Origin of the sequence: Flammeovirga agarivorans, assembly GCF_012641475.1 — a bacterium.
Lineage (GTDB): Bacteria > Bacteroidota > Bacteroidia > Cytophagales > Flammeovirgaceae > Flammeovirga > Flammeovirga agarivorans.
This window is the reverse complement of record NZ_JABAIL010000005.1, coordinates 614787-636072: the sequence shown is the minus strand read 5'-3', so window position 1 is coordinate 636072 and position 21286 is coordinate 614787. Positions and strand designations below refer to the sequence as shown.

The following is a 21286-nucleotide window of genomic DNA, read 5'->3' as shown; positions in this document are numbered from 1 at the left end:
ATGAGTAAAATTACAATTACGCATCAACGAAATAAATGCATTGGCTGTAACTATTGTGTGGAGTTTGCTCCAGACAGATGGGTGATGTCAAAAAGAGATGGGAAAGCTACTTTGGTTGGTGGAGTCAATAAAAAAGGGTTCTACACTACTAAGGTAAGTCCTATTGAACTAGACGAAAATGTAAAGGCTGCAGAAGCATGTCCTGTAAAAATCATAAAAGTCAAAGAGTTTTAGAACTGTTTTGATTTATATAAAGAGGTTGATATTTCGATAATATCAACCTCTTTTTTTTATTCGTTTAGAAATCAAATTTTGTCATCAGTTGAAATCTATTCGCTGTTCCCAAATTACTATTGGCTGTTCGCTGCGTACCTCTCATGTATTCAATACCTGTTGAAAAATACTTTAACGGTTGCCAAATTAAATTGATGTGTGAAATACCACCGGCTTTTAGTGCAAATGGATCTCTTGAATCAGGAATATCCATTAACCAACCGTAAGCATAAGAGAAATTAGAAGATAATTTGTCATTCCAATGATGGGTATACCCTACTAATGCAGAGAAAGACTGCATAGAAACTAACTGCCCATCTTGGGTTAAAACAGCATTGGCATTACTTCCAATAAAAGCTAAAATATTTTCACCAGAGCCAATACCATAGTTTACATTCCAAGAAACAGAATTTTTTCTATCAATTTGTCGCTTACCGCCAAAAATAACATCCAATTGTGGAGTAGAAGCATTCATTCCCTCTGGGCCTCCAGTCCAATTTAATTGAGCTGCACTTGCTCCGAAGAATAGCTTTGTGTTTTTCTTATGGTAAACAAATTTCATTGAGATGAGAGGTAATTGTGCTTGAGCAACACCATGTAATGAATTAGGGTTTTCAATACCCATATTTTCCAAGTATTCAATACTTGCTCCAAACATCCAATTCTGATTGATATTAGTCTCATATCTAATCTGATTTGATCTCCCTCCAAATAATGCATCACCTGCAGCAAAATCGATAATAAAAGGAAGAGTTTCTAAGAAAGTAAGATTCGTCCATGTTTGACCGAAGGTGAACCCACCTACTTTAATATAAGCATGTCTCATTCTAAACTGATTTCCTGTAGAAGAAAAGAAATCCCCTTCTACAAACATTTGGACAGGTGTATTATTGACTTTACTTCTTACATCAAGGTTGATCCTTGTCTCTTTAGAAAAGAAACTGATATAACCGGAACTACCATAATCCGCTTCTCCTTGAACAGGAATAGTTGACATGAGGAATTGAGTTTTATCTCTAGTTCCATTAACATCATAGACGAAATCATTTTTCATATATCCTCCAATTTTCATTCTTACCTTTCCATTCCCTGAAACGGACCAAGAACCTGGAAAAGAAGGATCTTTCCATTCTACTGTATCTTTATTTTTGTTTAGTTGATCAGACACGAAGCCTTGTGCATATATATCACCTGCGAATAGTAAACAGGCAATAATGAATAGTTGAATCTTTTTCATATTACTGTATTACATTAACGATTTGACGAACATACCTATGAACAGAATCATCTTGTCCATTTGTTGAAAAAAATACGATAACCAGATCTTTTTCAGGAGAAACATAAATACCTTGACCTTGTAATCCTGCTTTCCAAAAATCACCATTGGGCCAGACAGCATCCCATTGTCTTGAATTAGAAATCATGCTATCATCCCCTAATCGATCTATAAAAACAGGACCATCATATCCGTTCCTATAAAATTCCTTCGACCTTGTACCTTTTTGTATTTTCTCCAAAATCTCTGATGACACAACTTGCTCAGTAGCTATTTTATTCCAACTAGGCGTATACAACATACCCACTCGAGCCATGTCTCTTAATCTACTTGAAACGACACCATGTCCTAATGCTATACCATCAGGTGATAAGTGAATATTTAAAGAGGATTCAGCTCCTATTTTTGAATAAATCCTTTGATCTACAAATGCTGAAAATGGTTTTCCTGTCACAGACTCTACCAATAAAACTAGCATCTCAGTATTTGATGAACTGTATTCTAATTTCATCCCTGCCAGATTCTGATATTCTGCACTTTTTAGTACATCTTTTACTTTCTGATGCTCTCCTTTAAATGGTAAACCAAACTCTGCTAGAAATAACCTTGTCGCAATAGAATTTGAATCTGAACGTGTTAGATCATTCTCTTCTGAATTAAGCCCTGCTGTCATATCCATTATATCCTTCACTTTAATTTTACCATAAGCAGTATGCCTAAATTCATGGATATAATGTTCTATGGGTAATTCTTCATTTATTTTTCCATCTGAGATCAATAGATCAACGGCTAAACCTGGAATTATTTTAGCACATGACATCCAAACATGGTGGTCTTTTTCAGTCATCCCCTGATAATTCTCATAAACGATTTCACCTTTATGTACTACAAGAAACCCTTGCGCATAACTGTGAGGATGTACCATAAAATCATCTAAAGATATTTCTCCAAAGTGCTTTGTATTGGCTTTAACTTCTCCAATTTTAGTATCTAGGTTAATCCCTAGCTCCATTATTTCTTGTGTAGGTTCCAAGATGGATGTAGGAAATAATTCTGACGTTCTTAAGCCCCACCAAACTGCATCATCTCCACCTTTTAATAAATGAGACAGGTTATAATTTTCTCTAAATTTTTGAACTTGATTTTGAGTAAAACCATTTCTAAATTCTGAAATTGGAGTTCTATAATCTCCTTTTTGCTCATGAATATTAGCTCCTTGTGCGAACAGTTGAGAAATAGATATTCCTACTAACAATGAGGATAATAGTGTTTTTTTCATTTTGTAATTAAGATTGATTGATAGAACAAATATCCCACTCTAAACAACCAATCAATTGCACAAAAACTGATAGAAATTACACGTATTAATCAAATTACAGCAATTTGACTACACATTAATTACTGTATAAAAAAGCCCATTAAAATCAGTACGAATACCTCTTATAATGAGCGATTTACCTATCTAAACATTTAATCTATTTTATTTTCCAGCTACTTTTTTAGCTACTGCTCTCATAAAACCTGGAGCTTTGTCAGATCTTTCATTTGGTGTATTAGAAAATACAAAGGCACAGAAATCTCTATCGGCATCTACATAAATACCTTGGTGCATATTTCCATGTTTGAACATACCTCCATCTGCCCATACATGGTCCCATTGTGCAGAATTTCTTTCTCCTTTTTCACCTGTCCATTCTAAACTATATGCTTCTTTACTGCTTAGAAATTTTTTTTATGATTTTTCATTCTATTACTTTTTGACTTTTATTTTATTAAAGAGGCTTCTTATTTCCCTTGATACAAAAGTCAATAAATTGGTATAGAATGATTTACATAAAATAAAAATCTATTTACATGAAAAAATCAAAACGGTTAAGTTGATACTTTTTTGGGTTTCCTTACTTTAACGTTCCTCTTATACTAGAAGGAGCATAACCAAAATGCTTCTTAAATGTTCTACTCAAATGTCCTACATGGCTATAGCCTAAGTCACTAGCAATCTCTGTTAGACTTTTATCCGTATATTTTACTTGTCTGTAGGTCTCTTCCGTTCTATGCTGATTGAAATATTGAAGAATTGGTAATTGATAAACAGCTTTAAAGTTTCTATTGAGTTTAGACACACTCATACCTAGTTCCATACTAAGGTCATTTAAGTTGGGTGGTTCGGTGTAATCTGTTAGGATTTTATCCTTCAATAAAACCATACTACTAAAATCATCAGGATGGATCTTGATATTAGATTTTGTCATCAGATCATTCTCCATTTTTTCTTTTAAAGCTCCTAGAATATCTAAGGCTCTAGAGAAAAAAGAAAATTTCCGTTTCACTTTATTCTCATTCGATTTTACTAACTCATTGACATAACCTTCAATCTCAGGATCTAGTGTAAAGTAATGAAACCATGTCCCTTCAGTGCTAAGAAGCTTTTTCAGTTTTGATTCAAAACCTTCATCAAAAAAATTAAATACATCAAGAGGAAATCGAATTGTTACCCACTGACAATTGATCTGATATGGGTACTCGATATTAAATTGTTGATTAGCATTATAAATAAAAATGCCGTCATGATTAAACTTTCTAAACTTATCTTCTTTAGAGTAAGTACCAGAATAACCAATTCTTAAAATGATAAAGTGTTTATCGTCGTTGGGTTCATTAGAGAAAGTGACTTGTATATTACTATGAAAGTTTAGGTAACCAACATACATTCCATCCATGTATTTAAAGGATGTTATTTTTATGTTGAGGTCTTCATTATCTATTTCTAATTCTTCGCCATTCCAAGTACCCTCAAAATCATCTGCTAAGATCTCATAGCTATTATGAGGTGTATACTCACTAGATTCTATTTTATAATTCTTCATTTTCTTGGTATCTATTTCACCCAAGAAATTAATAAAAATAATTAGTTTATTGAATCGCTAACAAAAAAAGGGCAGGCTTAAAACTAAACCTGACCTTTATATTATCTAAACGGCTGCTGCAACATTTCCTTTTTTCGGTTCTGTTGCCTTTTCTTTGCCTGATGATTTTTTCTTTTTCAACTGGATCACTCCTGTTGCATCTAGTATTTTGATAACAATATATGTTGGATCGATTTCATGCCATCTAATACCTCCAAAATTTGGTCTAGAACCATGTGCATGGTGGTTATTATGGTATGACTCTCCCATCATTAGGAAATCAAAAGGTAAAAAGTTTGTCGATGTATCACTTACTTCAAAGTTTCTGTAACCATAGATATGTGCAAACCAGTTAATAATTGCTCCATGTACTGGTGCCATTAAGAAGTGGATTGGTAATAATAAAAAGATCCATGGAGATAAATCGAATGTAGAGTAACAGTATACATAAAATCCAATGTATGCAAAACTCCAACCCAAACGAGAGTACCAGCTACTTGCAATTTTATCAAATGAGTGCCATTCTGGAACATTCTTCGTGAATTTGGGATCTACCTCAACTTTACCTTTGCAAATATCAGTGTAAATATTTTTTGTTGTCCACATCATTGCAAATAACGATGGTGAATACTTCGGTGAATGAGGATCCTCTTCAGTATCCGCAAATGCATGGTGCATTCTGTGCATAATTCCATAACCATAGGCACTTAAATAGTTAGAGCCCTGGAAAATGTACGTAAGTACAAAGAATACTTTCTCCCACCCTTTAGACATTGTAAACATTTGATGTGCTGCATATCTATGCAAGAAAAATGTTTGGAAGAATAAAGAAGTGTACCAATGTATTATGAAAAATGCGATAATTACATACATAAATATAGTGTTTAAGGAACAGAAAGTCGTTTCAATTAATGAACTGATTCTACCCTAAAACAGTATAGGTTTCGTATTTGTGACAAAAAGGATGATTTTTTTCATCTTTCTTTCATAAATCACTCATAATTAGACACAAAAAAAACCTACTCCAATACTATTAGAGTAGGTCTTTCCTTTATTTTTTATCAAATCAATTATCTACCCATCATATCTTGATAGCTAGTTTGGAAAGTAGATTGAGCTACTTTTAAGTTGTTTTGATAAACTTCTTTCAACTTCATCAATTCAGTAAGACTCTTACCTTCAACATCTTCCTGACCACTTTCAACAGCTTTAATTCGTTCTGTAATATCACTTACATTAGATTTAAAAATTTGAGAAAGTTGTTGTAATGTAATCAAGCTTCTTCTTGCTACATTTTCAGTTCCTTTACCTGTTTGTGAATAGTAAGCTACATTCTCTGCATCTCTATTTACTAAAAGGTTGAAGATGGCATTCGCCTTTTCAATTTCTCCCAATCTATAATACAAGTCCATGTATTTCGGAGCATAGAAACTATAAGGAATTGTAGTATCTGGAACCATTTCTAAGATCCAGTCTAATACTTCCTTAGATTGCTTACGCTTTTCTGGAGAGTCTTCGATTAATGCATCATAGTAAAGTGTTTCAGCAAGACGATAAACGTTATTTCTAGTATTTGCACCAAACTTACGGTATTCGTCATCATAATAAACACTTTCATCTTGTAAACCTCTGAAAGCAAACTTCTTGATATTATCAAGCATCACTTCAGTGTTCACTTCACCTACTTCACCTCCAACACCATCAATTGGTACTGGCAACAATCTATATGTCATACCTTCAAGATATAAGTATCTTCTTAGGTCCATATTAATTGTATTCGCTGAAGTATTATTGAAATAGATTGGACGTTCCCAATTATTCGTTGAGATTAAATCCAATAATGCTAATTCATTTTTGAATGTATACGTTTTATTGCCTTTCAACTGCCAAGCCATCTTTGGTCTTACTAGAGCCTCTTTTCCTTTTGGAATAATACCGCTCTTAATTACAGCAGCACTATCAACATCCAAGATAAATGTTCTCGATAGATATTTAGTAGTAGATGATCCTCCTTGTAGTTGAACTTGAACTGCAGGATTGTTTTCATTTACATAATGTAAGAACGTAGTTAGGTTTACACCATTCTTTGCTCTATCATCTTCTACTAATGGTATATAATCGTTTTTACCTTCAATGTAATTCTCTGGTGATATCGATAATGGAAGAGGAGCAGATTCATATTGTTGCTCTCTCATCTGATCTAAATACCAACCTGTACTAAAGTAACTTAATACAGCTACACGAACGTCAGTTCTAAAACCTTCTACATTCTGAACATACCATAATGGGAAAGTATCATTATCTCCTCCTGTAAATAGAATAGCATTTGGAGCACATGAAGCTAAAGTATTCCTTGCTTGATCTACTGAATGCCAACGGTTAGATCTATCATGACCATCCCATCCATTAAATGCCATAATTACTGGCACAATGAAACTTATTGCAACACCTGCAATGGCTCCATTTTTACCCATCTTATTGGATAGCATTTCTGCTAATGCAAAAGCACCAAATCCAATCCACATGGCAAATGCATAGAAGGAGGCCGCATAAATATAATCACGTTCACGAGGTTCTACTGGAGGTGAGTTTAAGTAACCAACCAAGGCCACACCCATTGTAATAAATAGGATACCTACTACATAAAAATTCTTTTCATCCTTTTTGTATTGGAATACTACTCCCAATAATCCTAAAAGTAAAGGAAGGAAATAGAAATTGGATCTTGCTTTATTCTCCTCTAATAATTCAGGGAGTTTTTGCATATCATCCCATGGGTATAAGAAAGCTGCGTCTTTCTCATCACTTTCTCTACCAGCAAAGTTCCACATAAAATATCTTAGATACATATGTCCAATTTGGTATCTAAATAAGAACTTCAGGTTATCCACCATATTTGGTTTCTTTCCTGGCTCAATACCTGCCCATTGACGATATAGCTCTGCATGATGTGGTTGTCTAGAATACATTCTAGGTAACAGCATCATATCTTTTTTAGCATATACAGCTTTTGTCTTTTGATCATATACTTCATAATAATCCTGACCAGCTCTATTTGCTTCTCTATATTTGTCTCCGACAATCTCAGTATCTACATGTTCAGCATCATATGTTGGACCGTATAACAATGGTCTATCACCATATTGTTCACGTTTAAGATATGATACATAACCTAAAAGGTCATCGGGAGCATTTTCATTAATTGGAGTCAATTGGTTTGAACGAATAATAACCAATGTATAACTCATGTAGCCCACTAAAATGAAAGTCGTACCTAGAAGTAAGTTATTCAAGGTAATCATCTCATTCTTCTGAGTATAATATATACCGTAAGCTAAAGCAAAAACTAAAGTAAATGAGAAGAATAAACCACCTGTACCGAAAGATGCTCCAAATGTATTAACAAAAATGCGATCAATAAAGAAGGCAAATGATGGTAAACCAGGAATGATAATGATAATGATACCAAGAATAATAGCACCACCTGCGGCCATTGAAGCGATCGTACCTTTCCAAGTAATATTATTTGGATACTTTTTGTAGTAATAAATCATTGCTACAGCCGGTAAACAAAGTAAGTTTTCTAAGTGGACACCAATAGATAAACCAATGATATATGCAATCATGATTAACCATCTATTAGAAGACGCACTATCTTCGATATATTCCCATTTTAAGATAGCCCAGAATACCAATGCCGTAAACATTGAAGACATGGCATATACCTCTGCCTCTACTGCTGAGAACCAAAATGAATCTGAGAAAGTGTAGGCTAAAGCACCAACAAGGCCTGATCCAAATAAGATAATTTTATCTTTTGCACCGTATCCTTCTTTTTTAGGCTTAAGAATCTTCATACCTAACATTACTATCGTCCAGTATAAGAACAAAATAGTAAGTGCACTCATAAAGGCAGACTGGAAATTAATCCACCAGGCTACTTTTAATACATCACCAAAGGCTAAGAAAGAAAATAGTCTATTGATCAATAAGAATAATGGAGCACCTGGAGGGTGAGGAACCATTAACTTATAAGATACGGCAATAAATTCACCACAATCCCAGAAGGATGCAGTTTCTTCCATAGTAATAGTATAGACAGCTAGTGACACTAGAAAGGCTGTCCAACCAATCAAATTGTTTAGTCGCTTGAATTCGTTCATTCTTTTTGCTTTTTACAATGAGCGAAAATAGGGGAATTTCTGCAGTTGATAACACCTGCACACAGTTACCTATTCAAAATCGCTTGTTTCTTGGTCTAGTTTGAAGTTTTTTAACATACTTTATTAATAAATACCAATAGATTTTAAAAATCCAATGACATTTAAATCCGATAAATGATGTGCATGTAAGCCTGCCTTTTTAGCTCCTTCTACATGTTGAATAGAATCATCAATAAATAATGTTTTTGATTTATCAAGGTTATTTTCTGCGACAACCTTTTCAAAAATACTTGGATGAGGTTTCCTATCCGACATTTCATATGAATAGTATCCTTTTTCAAATAGACCTCTAAAGTCTCCAAAATCATTTCCTAAAGTATCTGCAACGATTTTATCAAAAGCCTGAATATGAATATCGTTAGTATTTGACAATAAGAATATTCTATAGTTTTTAGCCACTTCCTTTAACATCTCTACCCTTTCAACTGGTAAATCTAATAACATGGCATTCCAAGCTTCATCTATTTGATCATCTGTAATGGGTTCATTTAGTAGTTCTTTAATTCCTTTTCTAAATGCATCAGAAGAAATATTTCCTTTTTCGTATTCATCAAAAAGTTCAGTTTGTTCCTTTTGAGTGTAGAAAGGTTCTACTGGTTTTCCGATAATTTCTGAGAATTTTTCTAATGTATTTTCGTATCTTAAATTGAGAATTACTCCTCCCAAATCAAAAATGATCGTTTCGTAAGTCATTTTAATATATTAAAGTAAAATTATTGTCTATTTAAAATCAATATGTTAGAATTGAAACAATTCTATTTAACCCTTTAAAGATACCACTGTTTTCATATTTATGACTAATTATTTATTGACACTCTTATGTGTTTTAAGTTTTCTTATCCCTTTCACATCTATTGGCCAAAATAGTACAGGCGATGAAGAAGAAGTTTTAATGGAAAGCTATCCCAATGACCATGATTTTTACAACTTCTATATCTATGATAGTGTAGAGTATTCCCAGAGTACTCCTTACCACGCTTTACACACTCATTTAGATTTTCTGAAAGAAGATAATTACCATCCTAAAGTTGCTGCTCGCGTTTTTCCAACCAAAGTAGGAAACCTAGACTATCGTATCGAATTGGCCAATGAATTAAAACTAGTCTTTGCTGCAAAAGGAATTTATGTGAATACTCTAGATCTTCCATTAGAGAAGAATTATATAGAAAAAAACACACAGAAAAAGCGTTATATCATAGATAGCAAGATTCCCGATATCTACTTGATAAAAGTAGGTGATCGTTGGAGATATTCGAGCTATTCTGCTTTAAAGGTGAGGTCAATCTTTGAAGAAGTTTATCCTTCTTATTCTAGAGAGTTCATCAAATTTATTTCCTCTGTTCATAAAGGACAAAAATATGTCTTAGGGCTCAAAGTGTGGCAGTGGGGAGCAATTTTAGTGCTTCTACTTGCATTATATCTGACATATTACATCAGTCAATGGCTATTCTCGATTATAATTAGGGTCTTATTTTCTAAACAGGAAAACCCTAATATTATCCATTTACTGATAAAGAAATATAGTTCTCCTGTTGTTATTGCACTACTCTGTCTACTCTTCCATTTAGCATTACCATTACTGCTTTTAGATAGTTACATTATGTTAGGACTGTCTATTGCCGTAAAATTTGTTTTTGGACTTTGTATAGCCACTTTCCTGTTTAGAACCGCTGATATTTTAGTTGCTCAATTGATGTTTTCAAGAAAGCGTTTTTCAATTGACAGACATTTAGCACCAGTTCTAAGATCTTCATTTAGATTAGTCGCATTGATGTTGGGCATCCTAAGTATTTTAAAAGTAATGGGATACAATATCAATAACTTGGTTACTGGTATTTCTTTCGGAGGTTTAATTATTGCTTTTGCTGCTCAGGATACTGTTAAGAATTTCATTGGTTCAATTATGTTATTCACAGACAAACCTTTCAAAGTTGGCGATTCAATTATTGTCAAAGGTCAATCAGGAATTGTTGAAGAAATTGGGTTTAGAACGACCAAAATCAGAACCTTCGACAACTCTTTAGTGAGTCTACCCAATAACCTTGCTGCAGACAATGACATCAATAATATGGGAAAAAGGCATTTCAGAAGATTTAGAACTATGCTTTCGTTAGAATATGGATCCGACAGACATAAAGTAAAAGAGTTTATTCAACAAATTAGAACTGCTATTGATGAACATGAAATCACAAAAAAAGAAGGTTATCAAGTTAGATTATATCAATTTGCTCCTAGTTCGATAGACGTTTTACTCAATGTGTTTTTTGTGACTGACGATTATGACATCGAATTAAAATCAAGAGAAGAACTCATGTTTACCATCATGGAAATAGCTGATAAAGTAGGTGTCAATTTTGCCTTCCCTACACAAACTATTCACCTGAGTTCAGAAGACAAAGAAGTTTAGAAGTTCTGCTCTTCATTTACTTTAATGACAGTATTGAGTAAATGAAGAGTATTTTTTTATTTTTGCAAGTATATTTACTTCAAGAAGCTTTACGAAAAAAACGAACTTTTACGAACAATCATTTTACATGAATAAATTGCTGATTAGTTTCTTTTTATTACTGTTTTCATTCATAGCTCAAGCACAAGAACCTATCGAAAAGGACGATGCTAATGCTATTGAAAGTTACCCTAATGACCATAGTTTCTATCAATTTCTCACCTTGGATAGTATTGAATACTCTTTGAGTACTCCTTATCATTCTTTCCATACACATATTGATAATTTAGAGGACGATAGTTATTATCCAAAAATAGCTGCACAAGTATTTCCTCTTTCTGTAGGAACATTAGAAGAGCGTAAAAAAATGGCTATAGAACTCAAAATGATTTACTTAGCCAACAATATTTATATAAATAATATAGAACTTCCTCTAACAAAAGACTTTAAAGATCCCAAGACAAAAACGAAAAGGTTTCAGATCAGTTCTAAGATTCCAAGTATCTATTTAGAATATCAAAATGGTAGATGGAAGTATTCCAACTATTCTTGCAAAGCAATACACCAATTGTTTGTTGATACCTATCCCTCTTTTACCAGAAATGTCATTGTCTATACCTTTCAATTACAAAGATCTCAAGAAAAGTTTCTTGGCTTAAAAGTATGGCAATGGATGTCTTTCTTAGGATTTATCATCATCAGTTACATCTATTATTTCTTTAGTATTTGGTTTACAAAGCAGATTGTTCAGCGTCTATTACTTCGCATTAAACAAGAACAGTTGGCCAATATTATTATCCCAAAACTAAGACAACCAATCGCATGGGCTAGTATCATGTTGATTGCTTACTATTCTATCGCATTTTTACTATTACCCAACAATATATCATACATACTCACTTTACTTTTCAAAATCATTTTTGGAGTAAACTGTGGGATATTATTATATCAATTAGCAGATATCATCATTATTAGAATTGGTTCGTTTTCACAAAAGTCTGAAAGAATAGACACCAACCTACTACCAATTCTTAAAGTAATATTCAGGATTATTGCTATTTCCTTAGGGATCTTATTTATTCTGAATCTTCTTGGGTATGATATTACACACCTTATTACAGGTATTTCATTTGGTGGTGTAGCAATTGCTTTCGCCGCACAAGATGCCTTGAAAAATTTCATCGGTTCTGTGATGATTTTTGCAGATAAACCGTTCGAAGTGGGAGACTGGGTGAATGTAAGAGGACAAGAAGGCATAGTGGAAGAGATTGGGTTTAGAACAACTAGAATTAGAACATTTGCCAATTCCATTTTAAATATTCCTAATGGTTCTATGGCAGATAGTGATATTGATAACCTTGGAAAAAGACAGTTTAGAAGGTTTAAAACAAACCTTTCTATTCCTTACGGTACGCCTCCGGATCAGATAGAATTGTTTATCAAGTCCATAAAAAAGGCTGTAGAAGACCACCCTAAAACAAGAAAAGATTTCTATGAAGTAAGATTGAACAACTTTTCTAGCTCATCATTGGATATTCTTTTGTATATTTTCTTTATCACAAAAGATTGGAGCGAGGAATTACAGGCTAGGGAGTACCTGATGCTTAAGATTTTACGTATAGCTGAGCAAATAGGAATTGACTTTGCATTTCCTACGCAGACTATCCATATTGCTCAAAATCATGATAACGACATCCATATTGCTGATCAACAACAATGAATAACACAGATCAATCACCCAATCTAAACACCTCTACCAATACCTTTAAAATTTTTGAGGAAGCTTATCAATCAAGTGAATTACCAACATTTGGTTTGAATAAGGATGGGATTATTGTATTCTGGAATGAAGCAATGGTAAACTTATCTGATTTCTATCCAGAAGAAACGGTTGGAAAACATTACTCAGACTACTTACATATTTTCCATTTTGAGCAGAAATTTTCTCTCAATGGTTTAATGCAATCGTTACCTGCAAAAATTAAAGACCGAAAAGGACAAGTTTTGCAGTTAAAAATTGGAGGTGTTCCTGTTTTCAATGGTGATGTACAACACGCCTACATCAATGTTCAAAACATTACAAAAGAGACATTTCACGTTCAGGAATTAGTGAAGAACAATATTCTCATGAAAGAGCTCTTTAGTTCTTCTAGAGAAATGGTTGTTGTCTTTGACAGAAAAGGAAACATCAGTTTTGCCAGTGAACCTTTTAAAAACTTGGTAAAACTTTCAGATACTGAATTAAAGCAACATCGATTTATAGATTTAGTTCCATCCGAACAACAATCAAGATTATTGGTCGGGTTGAAAATGGCAGAGGAATCTGTTATCGAACACAAAATGGAACTAACGTTGGAAAATGATTCTCAGAAGAGAATTACTGACTGCCATATAAATTATCGTCCTGATTCTAAAAATTGCTACCGTCTTCACCTCTTCGATATTACTGACAAGAAACGTAAAGAAAGAGAACAAGAAGTAAGTATCACTTTTGCGAAACTGCTTCAACAGAATTTCAATATCAAAGAGCTTTATGAAAAAGTATTCCTAGCCATGAAAATGGTCGTGGATATGGATAGCTTTTTATTGATTAGAAGAAAAGTATCAGGTGTTGGAATGCACATTCCTTTCAGTAGCCATACAAGAGCAGGAAATAAAAGTGTTGAAATCCCTGCCGGAGATTTTGCATTAGCCATGGTAGATGTACTAAACAGACCGATGTTTATGTACAAAGAAGTGATTGAAAGGTTAGCAAAACAATACAATATAAAACTCAATCAGGTTCCCGAAATATGGATGGGACTCCCACTGATTACTAATAATCAGAAAATGGGTATGATTGTCGTTCAATCATTTACTGATAGAAAAGCATTTAGTAAACCAGACTTGAACCTTTTTGATTTAGCCACCGGTTTATTAGCTGCAGCGATTATAAGGGATCAAAGTCAATTGAAAGTACGTACACAAAGAGCTCAGTTAGAAGCAATCTTCGAAAGTGGAGCTCAAGCAATATGGACTTTCAATAAAAGTGGTACAATCACTAGGTTTAATCAACAGTTTTCTGATTACATCAAGCAATATTCGAATATTGAGTTGATGCAAGGGATGCTTTTAAAAAATATCATTCCGTTCACTCCAACTCTAGAGGACGATTGGGAAGGTATTCTAAAAAGAGTATTTGATGGTGAATCTGTAACATTCGAATACAAGTTCACTACTTTCACTGGCGATGAACAATGGCATTCTATCACATTAAATCCTGTTAGAATGCATAGTGGTGATGGTGAAATCATCCAAGAAATTGCCGGTGTAACTCAGAATATTACGCACAGAAAAAGAATGGAAATACACCTTGCGGATAGCGAGGAACTTTTCCGTAATATTTTTGAGACGCTACAAGATGTTTATTTCAGAACAGATTTAGAAGGTAAGTTCACCCTAATCTCTCCTTCAGTTAAGGACATGTTAGGTGAAGAGGCCATTGATGTTGTAGACAAACATGTCACAGAATATTATATCAGTGAATCTCACTTATCTCGACTAATGAAAGAACTTGCTGTTAGAGGTTTTGTAAAGAACTATGAAAGTACAGTAAGGAATAAAAAAGGAGAAGTAAGGTATATTCTATCCAACTTCCGTCTGATTTATAATAAAAATAAAGAGCCTATGGGAGTGGAAGGACTTGCAAGAGACATCACTCCTATTAAACAATCTGAGCATGAATTAAGAGAAGCAAAAGACTTAGCAGAAAAGTCGCTTGAAGTGAAAAGACAATTCTTATCCAATATGTCACATGAGATTAGAACTCCTATGAACGGTGTCATTGGTATGGTTGACTTATTAACAACAACCTCTCTTAGTACAGAACAGAAGAAATATGTTTCTACAATCAAACGTTCATCAGAGATTCTATTAAATATTCTGAATGACATCTTAGACCTTTCGAAAATAGAAGCTGGTAAGATGGAATTACGCCCTCTACCAATAGATATTCGAACTACAATTTCTAAGTTGATTGCTCTTTTCCATCAGAATGCTAAAAATAAAAATACTATTCTCAGTTCGAATGTAAGCGATACTGTTCCTCAAGTAATATTAGCAGATGAAACACGTCTTCTACAGATTTTATCTAATCTTACTTCGAATGCAATTAAGTTTACAGAAAATGGATCTGTAACAATTAATATCAACGGGGTTCAAAAATTTAATGGAATTTTCACCCTAATGTTTGATGTCATTGATACCGGGTGTGGTATCTCTGAGATAGGTCAAGAACGCCTCTTTAAACAGTTTAGTCAGGTAGAGGATTCTTACAATAGAACAAAAGGAGGAACAGGGCTAGGTCTCTCAATATCACAGGAGTTATGTAATATGATGAATGGTGATATTGGTGTAGAATCTGAGATAGGAAAAGGTAGTACATTCTGGTTTACCATAGAGATAAAAGAAGTAAATCATCTAACACCTACAAACTCCACAGAAGAAGTTCAGGAAATATTTTCTAACCAAATTGCTGTCCAACAGCCGAACATACTTGTCGTAGATGATAACAGTGTCAATGTAATGGTAGCAGAAAGCATCCTTAAAAAAGCAGGATGTAATACGACATCTGCCAATAGTGGAAATAGGGCCATTGAGATTCTAGAAGAAGGGAATACATTTGATATCATATTTATGGACATTCAGATGCCTAATATGAATGGAATGGAAACAACGAAAAAAATACATGAATTATTCCCTACTCTTCCTACACCAATTATTGCAATGACTGCATTTACTTTGGTAGAAGAGCAACAAGAATTTTTAAATGCCGGTATGGATGGATTCCTACCAAAACCTATTAAAGCTCATGACCTGTTACAAAAAGTAGAAGAGATTATCTCTAACGATAGCACTTCTATAAATAGTGGTGAACAAGTAGAATACGAAGAAATTCAAGAATCAGAATTAGCAGCAGTAGCAGAAGACAGTCCAAGAACAGATCAAGACGTTGATCTAAATGGTGCTGTAATTATTGACTATGCTATTTCTGCAGAGTTAGCTAAATATGGAGGAGTAGAGTTGATACAACTTTCTTTTGATGATTTTATCTCAGAAGGTGATCAACTAATACACGATTTGATAGAAGCAAAAAATAACCTGAACATTGAAGAAATAAGATCTGTGATGCATACCTTTAAAGGCACTGCAGCAACCATAGGTATTATGAAGTTGGCAGATAAAGCGAAACAATCTGAACAAAAACTTAAGAACAATGATCAAACAAATTTAATGTCTGATATCGATGATGTCTTCTCACTTTATGAAGAGTTTAAGATAACTTGGAATAAAAATTTAGGAGAATAACATAATCTTGAATAACTTCATATTAACAATTAAACGTTAATAATCCTTTCTTGTGTAACATAATTGCGGTTTAACCGTTTCGCTTTAAAAATAATAATCAATTACTATGAAAACATTTACTAAACTCGGAGGCGTTTTTACTCTTCTTTTTGTTTTAACCTTATTGTCATCAATTGAGAGCAAGGCCCAAGACCTTGAAACTAGAAAAAAGATATTGATCAGTAAAGATTGGACAATTACTGAGGTAAAGCGTGACAAGCTAACAGAACAAGAAGTATATGCTTTAGATGCAGGTAATCATTTACATTTTTCTATTGATAAGAAATTTGGTTTTAAGAACAATACCAATGAATATTTAGCAGGAAAATGGATCATGGGAAGCAAAAAAGAACTTTTATTAACACATGGTAAAGGTGATGGTTCCAACGATACTGCTTCATCAAGGTTCAAAATAGTAAAGATTTCTGAGAGTAAAATCATTTTGAAAAAACTGGATAAACCGAAGGGCAAATTCGTTTTACAATAAAAATCTATCAATCCTAAATTTATAAAATTTATACACAATGAAGTTCACTAGAACATTTACATTAGCTATCGCAATTCTATCTTTATTATTTGCTGGAGCTTGCTCTAGATCTGTTACAAGAGTTGATCCTAATCAGCAAATCGACATTAGTGGTAGATGGAATGATACTGACTCAAGACAAGTATCAAAAGATATGATCTCTGATGTAATGAGCCGTCCGTGGTTACCAAACTTTGAAAATTCAAAAAATAGAAAGCCTGTAGTGATTGTTGGAGGTGTTATCAATAAATCTCATGAACACATCGAGGCTGAAACTTTTATTAAAGATATCGAGCGTGAATTCGTTAACTCTGGTAAAGTAAGAGTTGTTGAAAATGATCAGTTCAGAGCTCAAATCAGAGCTGAGCAACAATCTCAACAAGTAAATGCTTCTGAGGAAACTCAAAAAAGAATCGCTCAAGAGTTAGGTGCTGACTTTATCATGTTCGGTACTATCAACTCTACAGTTGACCAATTGAAAAAAGAAAAATTGGTGAACTACAAAATCAACTTAGAGTTAGCTGATCTAGAATCTACTGAGAAGGTTTGGATTGGTGACAAAGAAATTAAGAAATACATCAAGAACTAATCTTGATTACCCTTAAAATTAGATATCTCCTTATTGTTTTCGAACAGTAAGGAGATTTCACTATTTATTTTTCTACCGTAATTCTGCCTCAATTAAAAAATAGATGAAGTATTACCTACGTATTCTTATTTGTGCAATCGTAGCATGTATTGTTGTGGCTTGTGCTCCTACTTTTTATGAAAAGACATTCGAGCTTAACAAGGCACTAGCAGAAGGGAACTACGATCAGGCAGCTGTTATTATGCAGCAGAGTGAAAAGAAAATGAGCTCTGGCCGTTTGGAATTCCTATACTATGTAAATGCCGGTATGGTCGCTTCATTGCAAGAGAATTTCGATCAAAGTAATCAGTATTTTCAAAAAGCTGATCTATTTGTAGAGGATCACAAAAAAAATGTATTTGAGGAAGGAGGGGCACTACTTCTCAATCCAAATCTAACTACTTATCCTGGAGAAGACCACGAAAAGCTAATGATCAACTATTTCAAGGCCTTAAACTACCTTGAAATGAGACAATACAATGAAGCTTTAGTAGAGTGTAAGCGTATGAACCTACGTCTTCAGCAACTTAGTGATAAATACAAATCAGATAAAAAATACAAGAAAGATGCTTTTATCCATGTAATGATGGGTATTATCTATGAAGCATTTAATGATCCAAACAATGCATTTATCGCTTACAGAAATGCATTGGACATTTACCAAAATGAATACGCTGCATTATTTAATACTCCAGTACCTCAACAGTTGAAATTGGACCTTGTAAGAACAGCCCAAGAAACTGGACTTTATGATGATGCTGCCAGATATTCAAAACAATTCAAATTAGAAGTTGGTAAAGATGAATCGTATGCCAACTTAGTACTACTTTGGAATAATGGTATGTCTCCTGTAAAAGATGAATGGGGAGTTAACTTTGCCGTCATCCAAGGTAAAAATGGCTGGGTTACTTTCGTTAATAAAGAGCTAGGAATGAGCTTCCCTTTCTACTGTGGTAACGATAAGCCTACTGTAACTTGGGTAAAAGCTGTATTCCCAAAATATGTTGAAAGAAAAAGCTTTTATAAAAGTGCCAAGTTATCAGATCAGGACCATACCTATCTGTTCTCTCATGCAGAAGATATTAATGCGATTTCATTTAAAGTTTTAGAAGAAAGAATGTTATTGGAGTTCTCTAAAACCTTATTACGAGTAGCAATGAAACAAAGTATTGCTGCAAAAGTATCACAAGAGAATGAAGGTTGGGGTGCTGCATTAAGTATTCTTGGTTCTGCTACTGAATCTGCGGATACTAGATCATGGCAATCGCTTCCAAAAGATATTTCTTACGTAAGAGTTCCACTAAAAGAAGGACAAACAAGTATTGATATTGAGCTTACCAACATCAAAGGTGGTAAGGAAAAAAGAACAATCGAGTTACCTAAATTTGTAAAAGGTGAAACAGTAGTATTACCTTATTACACATTGTCTTCTTTTGCTCCGCAAACAGCTTCTTACGGATTCTAATAATTTTGAGTTTTAACTAAAGGGAAATTTGAGGATTAAAAAAATCTTCATCTAATTTGTAGCTTAGACCACATCTAACAATCAAATGATAATTTCACCTTTACAAAGCTTAACAATATTTACGGTGTACGTAGTGTTTCTATTCTTGATCGCTTATTTGTCAAGTAGAAAAAGCACTACCTACACCTTTTTTAATGGTAATAAAAACTCTCCATGGTATGCAGTTGCTTATGGCATGATCGGAACGACTTTATCTGGAGTGACCTTTATTTCTTTACCTGGAATGGTGAAAGCTGCCAATTTCAGTTATTTACAAGTCTGTTTTGGTTATATACTAGGGTATTTTGTGATCGCTTACGTACTTATGCCCATCTATTACAGTAGAAACTTAATTTCTATCTATGGGTATTTAGAAGAAAGGTTTAATACAACAGCATATAAAACTGGATCGTCATTTTTCTTAGTCTCTAGAGCTTTACAAGCTGCTGGTAAACTATTTATTATGGCTACAGTTTTACAAACTTTTATTTATGAACCTCTTGGAATATCATATATAGTCAACACAGCTATTCTTCTCTTAATTATTAGTTTATATACTCTAAAAGGGGGAATTAAAACAGTAGTATGGACAGATACGGTTCAAACTACATTTATGTTAGCTGCTGCGATTATTACCATATCTATCATTTCTAATGTATTGGATTCCACTCCTATTGAATTGATGTATAAAGCACATGAGGAAACATCATATACTACCATCTTCAATTGGGATATCAACTCCCCTGGCTACTTCTGGAAACAATTCATTTCAGGTGCATTTCTTGCCATTGTGATGACAGGCTTAGATCAAGATATGATGCAAAAAAACCTTACAATTAAGACGCTAAAAAAAGCACAACTTAATATGGTTTCTTTTAGCTTTATTCTGTTTGTAACGTTTGCTCTATTTCTATGTTTAGGAGCCATTTTATACTTATATACGGATAGTATTCAATTTGAATTACCTAAAAAATCAGATCAATTATATCCTCTTATCGCCCAGCATAAATTAGGGATCCTAGGAGCAAGTATCTTCTTATTAGGTGTTATTGCCTCTGCATTTTCTAGTGCAGATTCAGCCATTACTTCATTAACTACAGCATTTTGTGTTGACTTTTTGAAGTTTGGGAAAGGAACACTTAGTGAAGAAAATATGACAAAAACGAAAAAGAATATACACTTCTTAATCGCTTTTATACTATTTGTTTTTGTTATTTCATTTGATGCTATGAATAACTCAAATGCGATGGATACAATTTTAAAATTAGCTTCTTTTACTTATGGTCCATTATTAGGCTTGTTCTCTTTTGGGATATTCATGAAGGAAAAATACCAACCAAGATGGATTCCTATTACTTGCTTAGTGGCCCCAATTCTTTGTTATCTTTTACAAACAAATTCTAGTAATTGGTTCAATGGTTATAAATTTGGTTATGAGATACTATTATTAAATGGACTTCTTACCTTCTTGGGCCTTTGGGTTTCATGCCTTATTAAACCTAATAAAAATGCTATAAATAGCTAATATTTGTAAATTGATACTCAATGGTTTGTCAAGAAGCAATTCTTAATCGTTTTATATATACATAGTAGAATTATACTTAACTTCTTAATAACGACAAACTATGAAATCACTCCATATTTTGATGAGTAGTATTGTCATTGGGCTCGTAACAACAAACTTATTCTTCTTAAAAGGTAATTTTTATAACCACTTTTCTTACAAAGTAAATAACGAATCCATACGGGTTTCTGGTATCAATTTGAACCTTTCTGAGGCTATCTCAGGAAAAGTTGGTGAGTTTGATAATGTGTTTATTAAAATTTCAAGTACCAATGAAATTAAACTACTTGATGTTTCTATAAATGAAGCAACGATTCATGCTGCTTCGCATGATGAATCAAATGCTAATCTTTATTTGATTGGGCTAACATTTCCATTAATAAATCATCAAAGGGCTACAATTATTAATCTTAAAAATTTAATCAATAAGAAAATACAAGAAGAAGGAAAGCATACTGTAACGCTTACTTTGAGAAATAAAAGTAATGAGAACAAAGAAACTGAAATCTATCAGAAAGAAATTGTAATCAATGCATATTAAAAAAAGCCATTTGA

At 33.4% G+C, this 21286-nt stretch carries 16 protein-coding genes; 9 read left to right on the top strand and 7 right to left on the bottom strand.

All coding sequences use genetic code 11. From position 1 onward, the window contains the following. On the top strand, positions 1-234 hold the full coding sequence (locus tag HGP29_RS18775) for a ferredoxin (protein ID WP_044202192.1): 234 nt from the start codon (positions 1-3) through the stop codon (positions 232-234). A 64-nt stretch (positions 235-298) separates the two neighbouring features. Here HGP29_RS18775 and HGP29_RS18770 read toward each other — a convergent pair whose 3' ends face one another. The 7 genes from HGP29_RS18770 to HGP29_RS18740 form a co-directional block, all read right to left on the bottom strand. Further along, positions 299-1510: a DcaP family trimeric outer membrane transporter gene (locus HGP29_RS18770; protein WP_168883952.1), complete on the bottom strand. Its 1212-nt coding sequence runs from the start codon at positions 1508-1510 to the stop codon at positions 299-301. Between the two features lies 1 nt (position 1511). Beyond that, complete coding sequence (locus tag HGP29_RS18765; RefSeq protein WP_168883951.1) at positions 1512-2828, bottom strand: serine hydrolase domain-containing protein; 1317 nt, start codon at positions 2826-2828, stop codon at positions 1512-1514. Positions 2829-3029: 201 nt separating this feature from the next. After that, positions 3030-3179, bottom strand: coding sequence for a hypothetical protein (locus tag HGP29_RS18760; protein WP_168883950.1), 150 nt, complete (start codon positions 3177-3179; stop codon positions 3030-3032). Positions 3180-3447: 268 nt separating this feature from the next. Continuing rightward, positions 3448-4416: a helix-turn-helix domain-containing protein gene (locus HGP29_RS18755; RefSeq protein ID WP_168883949.1), complete on the bottom strand. Its 969-nt coding sequence runs from the start codon at positions 4414-4416 to the stop codon at positions 3448-3450. Between the two features lie 105 nt (positions 4417-4521). Beyond that, positions 4522-5328, bottom strand: a complete 807-nt coding sequence (locus HGP29_RS18750; protein WP_168883948.1) for an acyl-CoA desaturase — start codon at positions 5326-5328, stop codon at positions 4522-4524. 197 nt (positions 5329-5525) lie between these two features. Next, positions 5526-8618, bottom strand: a complete 3093-nt coding sequence (locus HGP29_RS18745; RefSeq protein WP_168883947.1) for a glycosyltransferase family 117 protein — start codon at positions 8616-8618, stop codon at positions 5526-5528. A gap of 123 nt (positions 8619-8741) precedes the next feature. Next, positions 8742-9371: an HAD family hydrolase gene (locus HGP29_RS18740; protein WP_168883946.1), complete on the bottom strand. Its 630-nt coding sequence runs from the start codon at positions 9369-9371 to the stop codon at positions 8742-8744. Positions 9372-9471: 100 nt separating this feature from the next. Here HGP29_RS18740 and HGP29_RS18735 point away from each other — a divergent pair, with 100 nt between their 5' ends. From HGP29_RS18735 to HGP29_RS18700, 8 genes are all read left to right on the top strand, one after another. After that, entirely contained in the window at positions 9472-11085 is a 1614-nt protein-coding gene (locus HGP29_RS18735) for a mechanosensitive ion channel family protein (RefSeq protein WP_168883945.1), read from the top strand. A 127-nt stretch (positions 11086-11212) separates the two neighbouring features. After that, complete coding sequence (locus HGP29_RS18730) at positions 11213-12844, top strand: mechanosensitive ion channel family protein (RefSeq protein ID WP_168883944.1); 1632 nt, start codon at positions 11213-11215, stop codon at positions 12842-12844. After that, positions 12841-16470: a PAS domain-containing hybrid sensor histidine kinase/response regulator gene (locus tag HGP29_RS18725; protein ID WP_168883943.1), complete on the top strand. Its 3630-nt coding sequence runs from the start codon at positions 12841-12843 to the stop codon at positions 16468-16470. Before HGP29_RS18730 ends, HGP29_RS18725 begins: the two co-directional genes overlap by 4 nt. Positions 16471-16576: 106 nt before the next feature. Continuing rightward, positions 16577-16996 (top strand): hypothetical protein, encoded by a 420-nt coding sequence (locus HGP29_RS18720; RefSeq protein ID WP_168883942.1) that lies wholly within the window; start codon positions 16577-16579, stop codon positions 16994-16996. A gap of 37 nt (positions 16997-17033) precedes the next feature. After that, on the top strand, positions 17034-17624 hold the full coding sequence (locus HGP29_RS18715; RefSeq protein WP_168883941.1) for a penicillin-binding protein activator LpoB: 591 nt from the start codon (positions 17034-17036) through the stop codon (positions 17622-17624). Between the two features lie 103 nt (positions 17625-17727). Then, positions 17728-19128 carry a COG3014 family protein gene (locus HGP29_RS18710; RefSeq protein WP_168883940.1) on the top strand — a complete coding sequence of 467 codons (1401 nt, stop codon included), beginning with the start codon at positions 17728-17730 and terminating at the stop codon, positions 19126-19128. Positions 19129-19213: 85 nt separating this feature from the next. Then, positions 19214-20692, top strand: a complete 1479-nt coding sequence (locus HGP29_RS18705) for a sodium:solute symporter (RefSeq protein ID WP_168883939.1) — start codon at positions 19214-19216, stop codon at positions 20690-20692. 100 nt (positions 20693-20792) lie between these two features. Continuing rightward, positions 20793-21272 (top strand): hypothetical protein, encoded by a 480-nt coding sequence (locus HGP29_RS18700; protein ID WP_168883938.1) that lies wholly within the window; start codon positions 20793-20795, stop codon positions 21270-21272. Positions 21273-21286 lie beyond the last annotated feature (14 nt).

What these genes read in the sequence shown, in the direction of transcription:
- HGP29_RS18700 (WP_168883938.1), top strand. Translation starts at nt 20,793, where the DNA reads ATGAAATCACTCCATATTTTGATGAGTAGTATTGTCATTGGGCTCGTA.
- HGP29_RS18725 (WP_168883943.1), top strand. Translation starts at nt 12,841, where the DNA reads ATGAATAACACAGATCAATCACCCAATCTAAACACCTCTACCAATACC.
- HGP29_RS18775 (WP_044202192.1), top strand. Translation starts at nt 1, where the DNA reads ATGAGTAAAATTACAATTACGCATCAACGAAATAAATGCATTGGCTGT.
- HGP29_RS18705 (WP_168883939.1), top strand. Translation starts at nt 19,214, where the DNA reads ATGATAATTTCACCTTTACAAAGCTTAACAATATTTACGGTGTACGTA.
- HGP29_RS18715 (WP_168883941.1), top strand. Translation starts at nt 17,034, where the DNA reads ATGAAGTTCACTAGAACATTTACATTAGCTATCGCAATTCTATCTTTA.
- HGP29_RS18720 (WP_168883942.1), top strand. Translation starts at nt 16,577, where the DNA reads ATGAAAACATTTACTAAACTCGGAGGCGTTTTTACTCTTCTTTTTGTT.
- HGP29_RS18730 (WP_168883944.1), top strand. Translation starts at nt 11,213, where the DNA reads ATGAATAAATTGCTGATTAGTTTCTTTTTATTACTGTTTTCATTCATA.
- HGP29_RS18745 (WP_168883947.1), bottom strand. Translation starts at nt 8,618, where the DNA reads ATGAACGAATTCAAGCGACTAAACAATTTGATTGGTTGGACAGCCTTT.
- HGP29_RS18760 (WP_168883950.1), bottom strand. Translation starts at nt 3,179, where the DNA reads ATGTTCAAACATGGAAATATGCACCAAGGTATTTATGTAGATGCCGAT.
- HGP29_RS18735 (WP_168883945.1), top strand. Translation starts at nt 9,472, where the DNA reads ATGACTAATTATTTATTGACACTCTTATGTGTTTTAAGTTTTCTTATC.
- HGP29_RS18765 (WP_168883951.1), bottom strand. Translation starts at nt 2,828, where the DNA reads ATGAAAAAAACACTATTATCCTCATTGTTAGTAGGAATATCTATTTCT.
- HGP29_RS18750 (WP_168883948.1), bottom strand. Translation starts at nt 5,328, where the DNA reads ATGTATGTAATTATCGCATTTTTCATAATACATTGGTACACTTCTTTA.
- HGP29_RS18755 (WP_168883949.1), bottom strand. Translation starts at nt 4,416, where the DNA reads ATGAAGAATTATAAAATAGAATCTAGTGAGTATACACCTCATAATAGC.
- HGP29_RS18770 (WP_168883952.1), bottom strand. Translation starts at nt 1,510, where the DNA reads ATGAAAAAGATTCAACTATTCATTATTGCCTGTTTACTATTCGCAGGT.
- HGP29_RS18740 (WP_168883946.1), bottom strand. Translation starts at nt 9,371, where the DNA reads ATGACTTACGAAACGATCATTTTTGATTTGGGAGGAGTAATTCTCAAT.
- HGP29_RS18710 (WP_168883940.1), top strand. Translation starts at nt 17,728, where the DNA reads ATGAAGTATTACCTACGTATTCTTATTTGTGCAATCGTAGCATGTATT.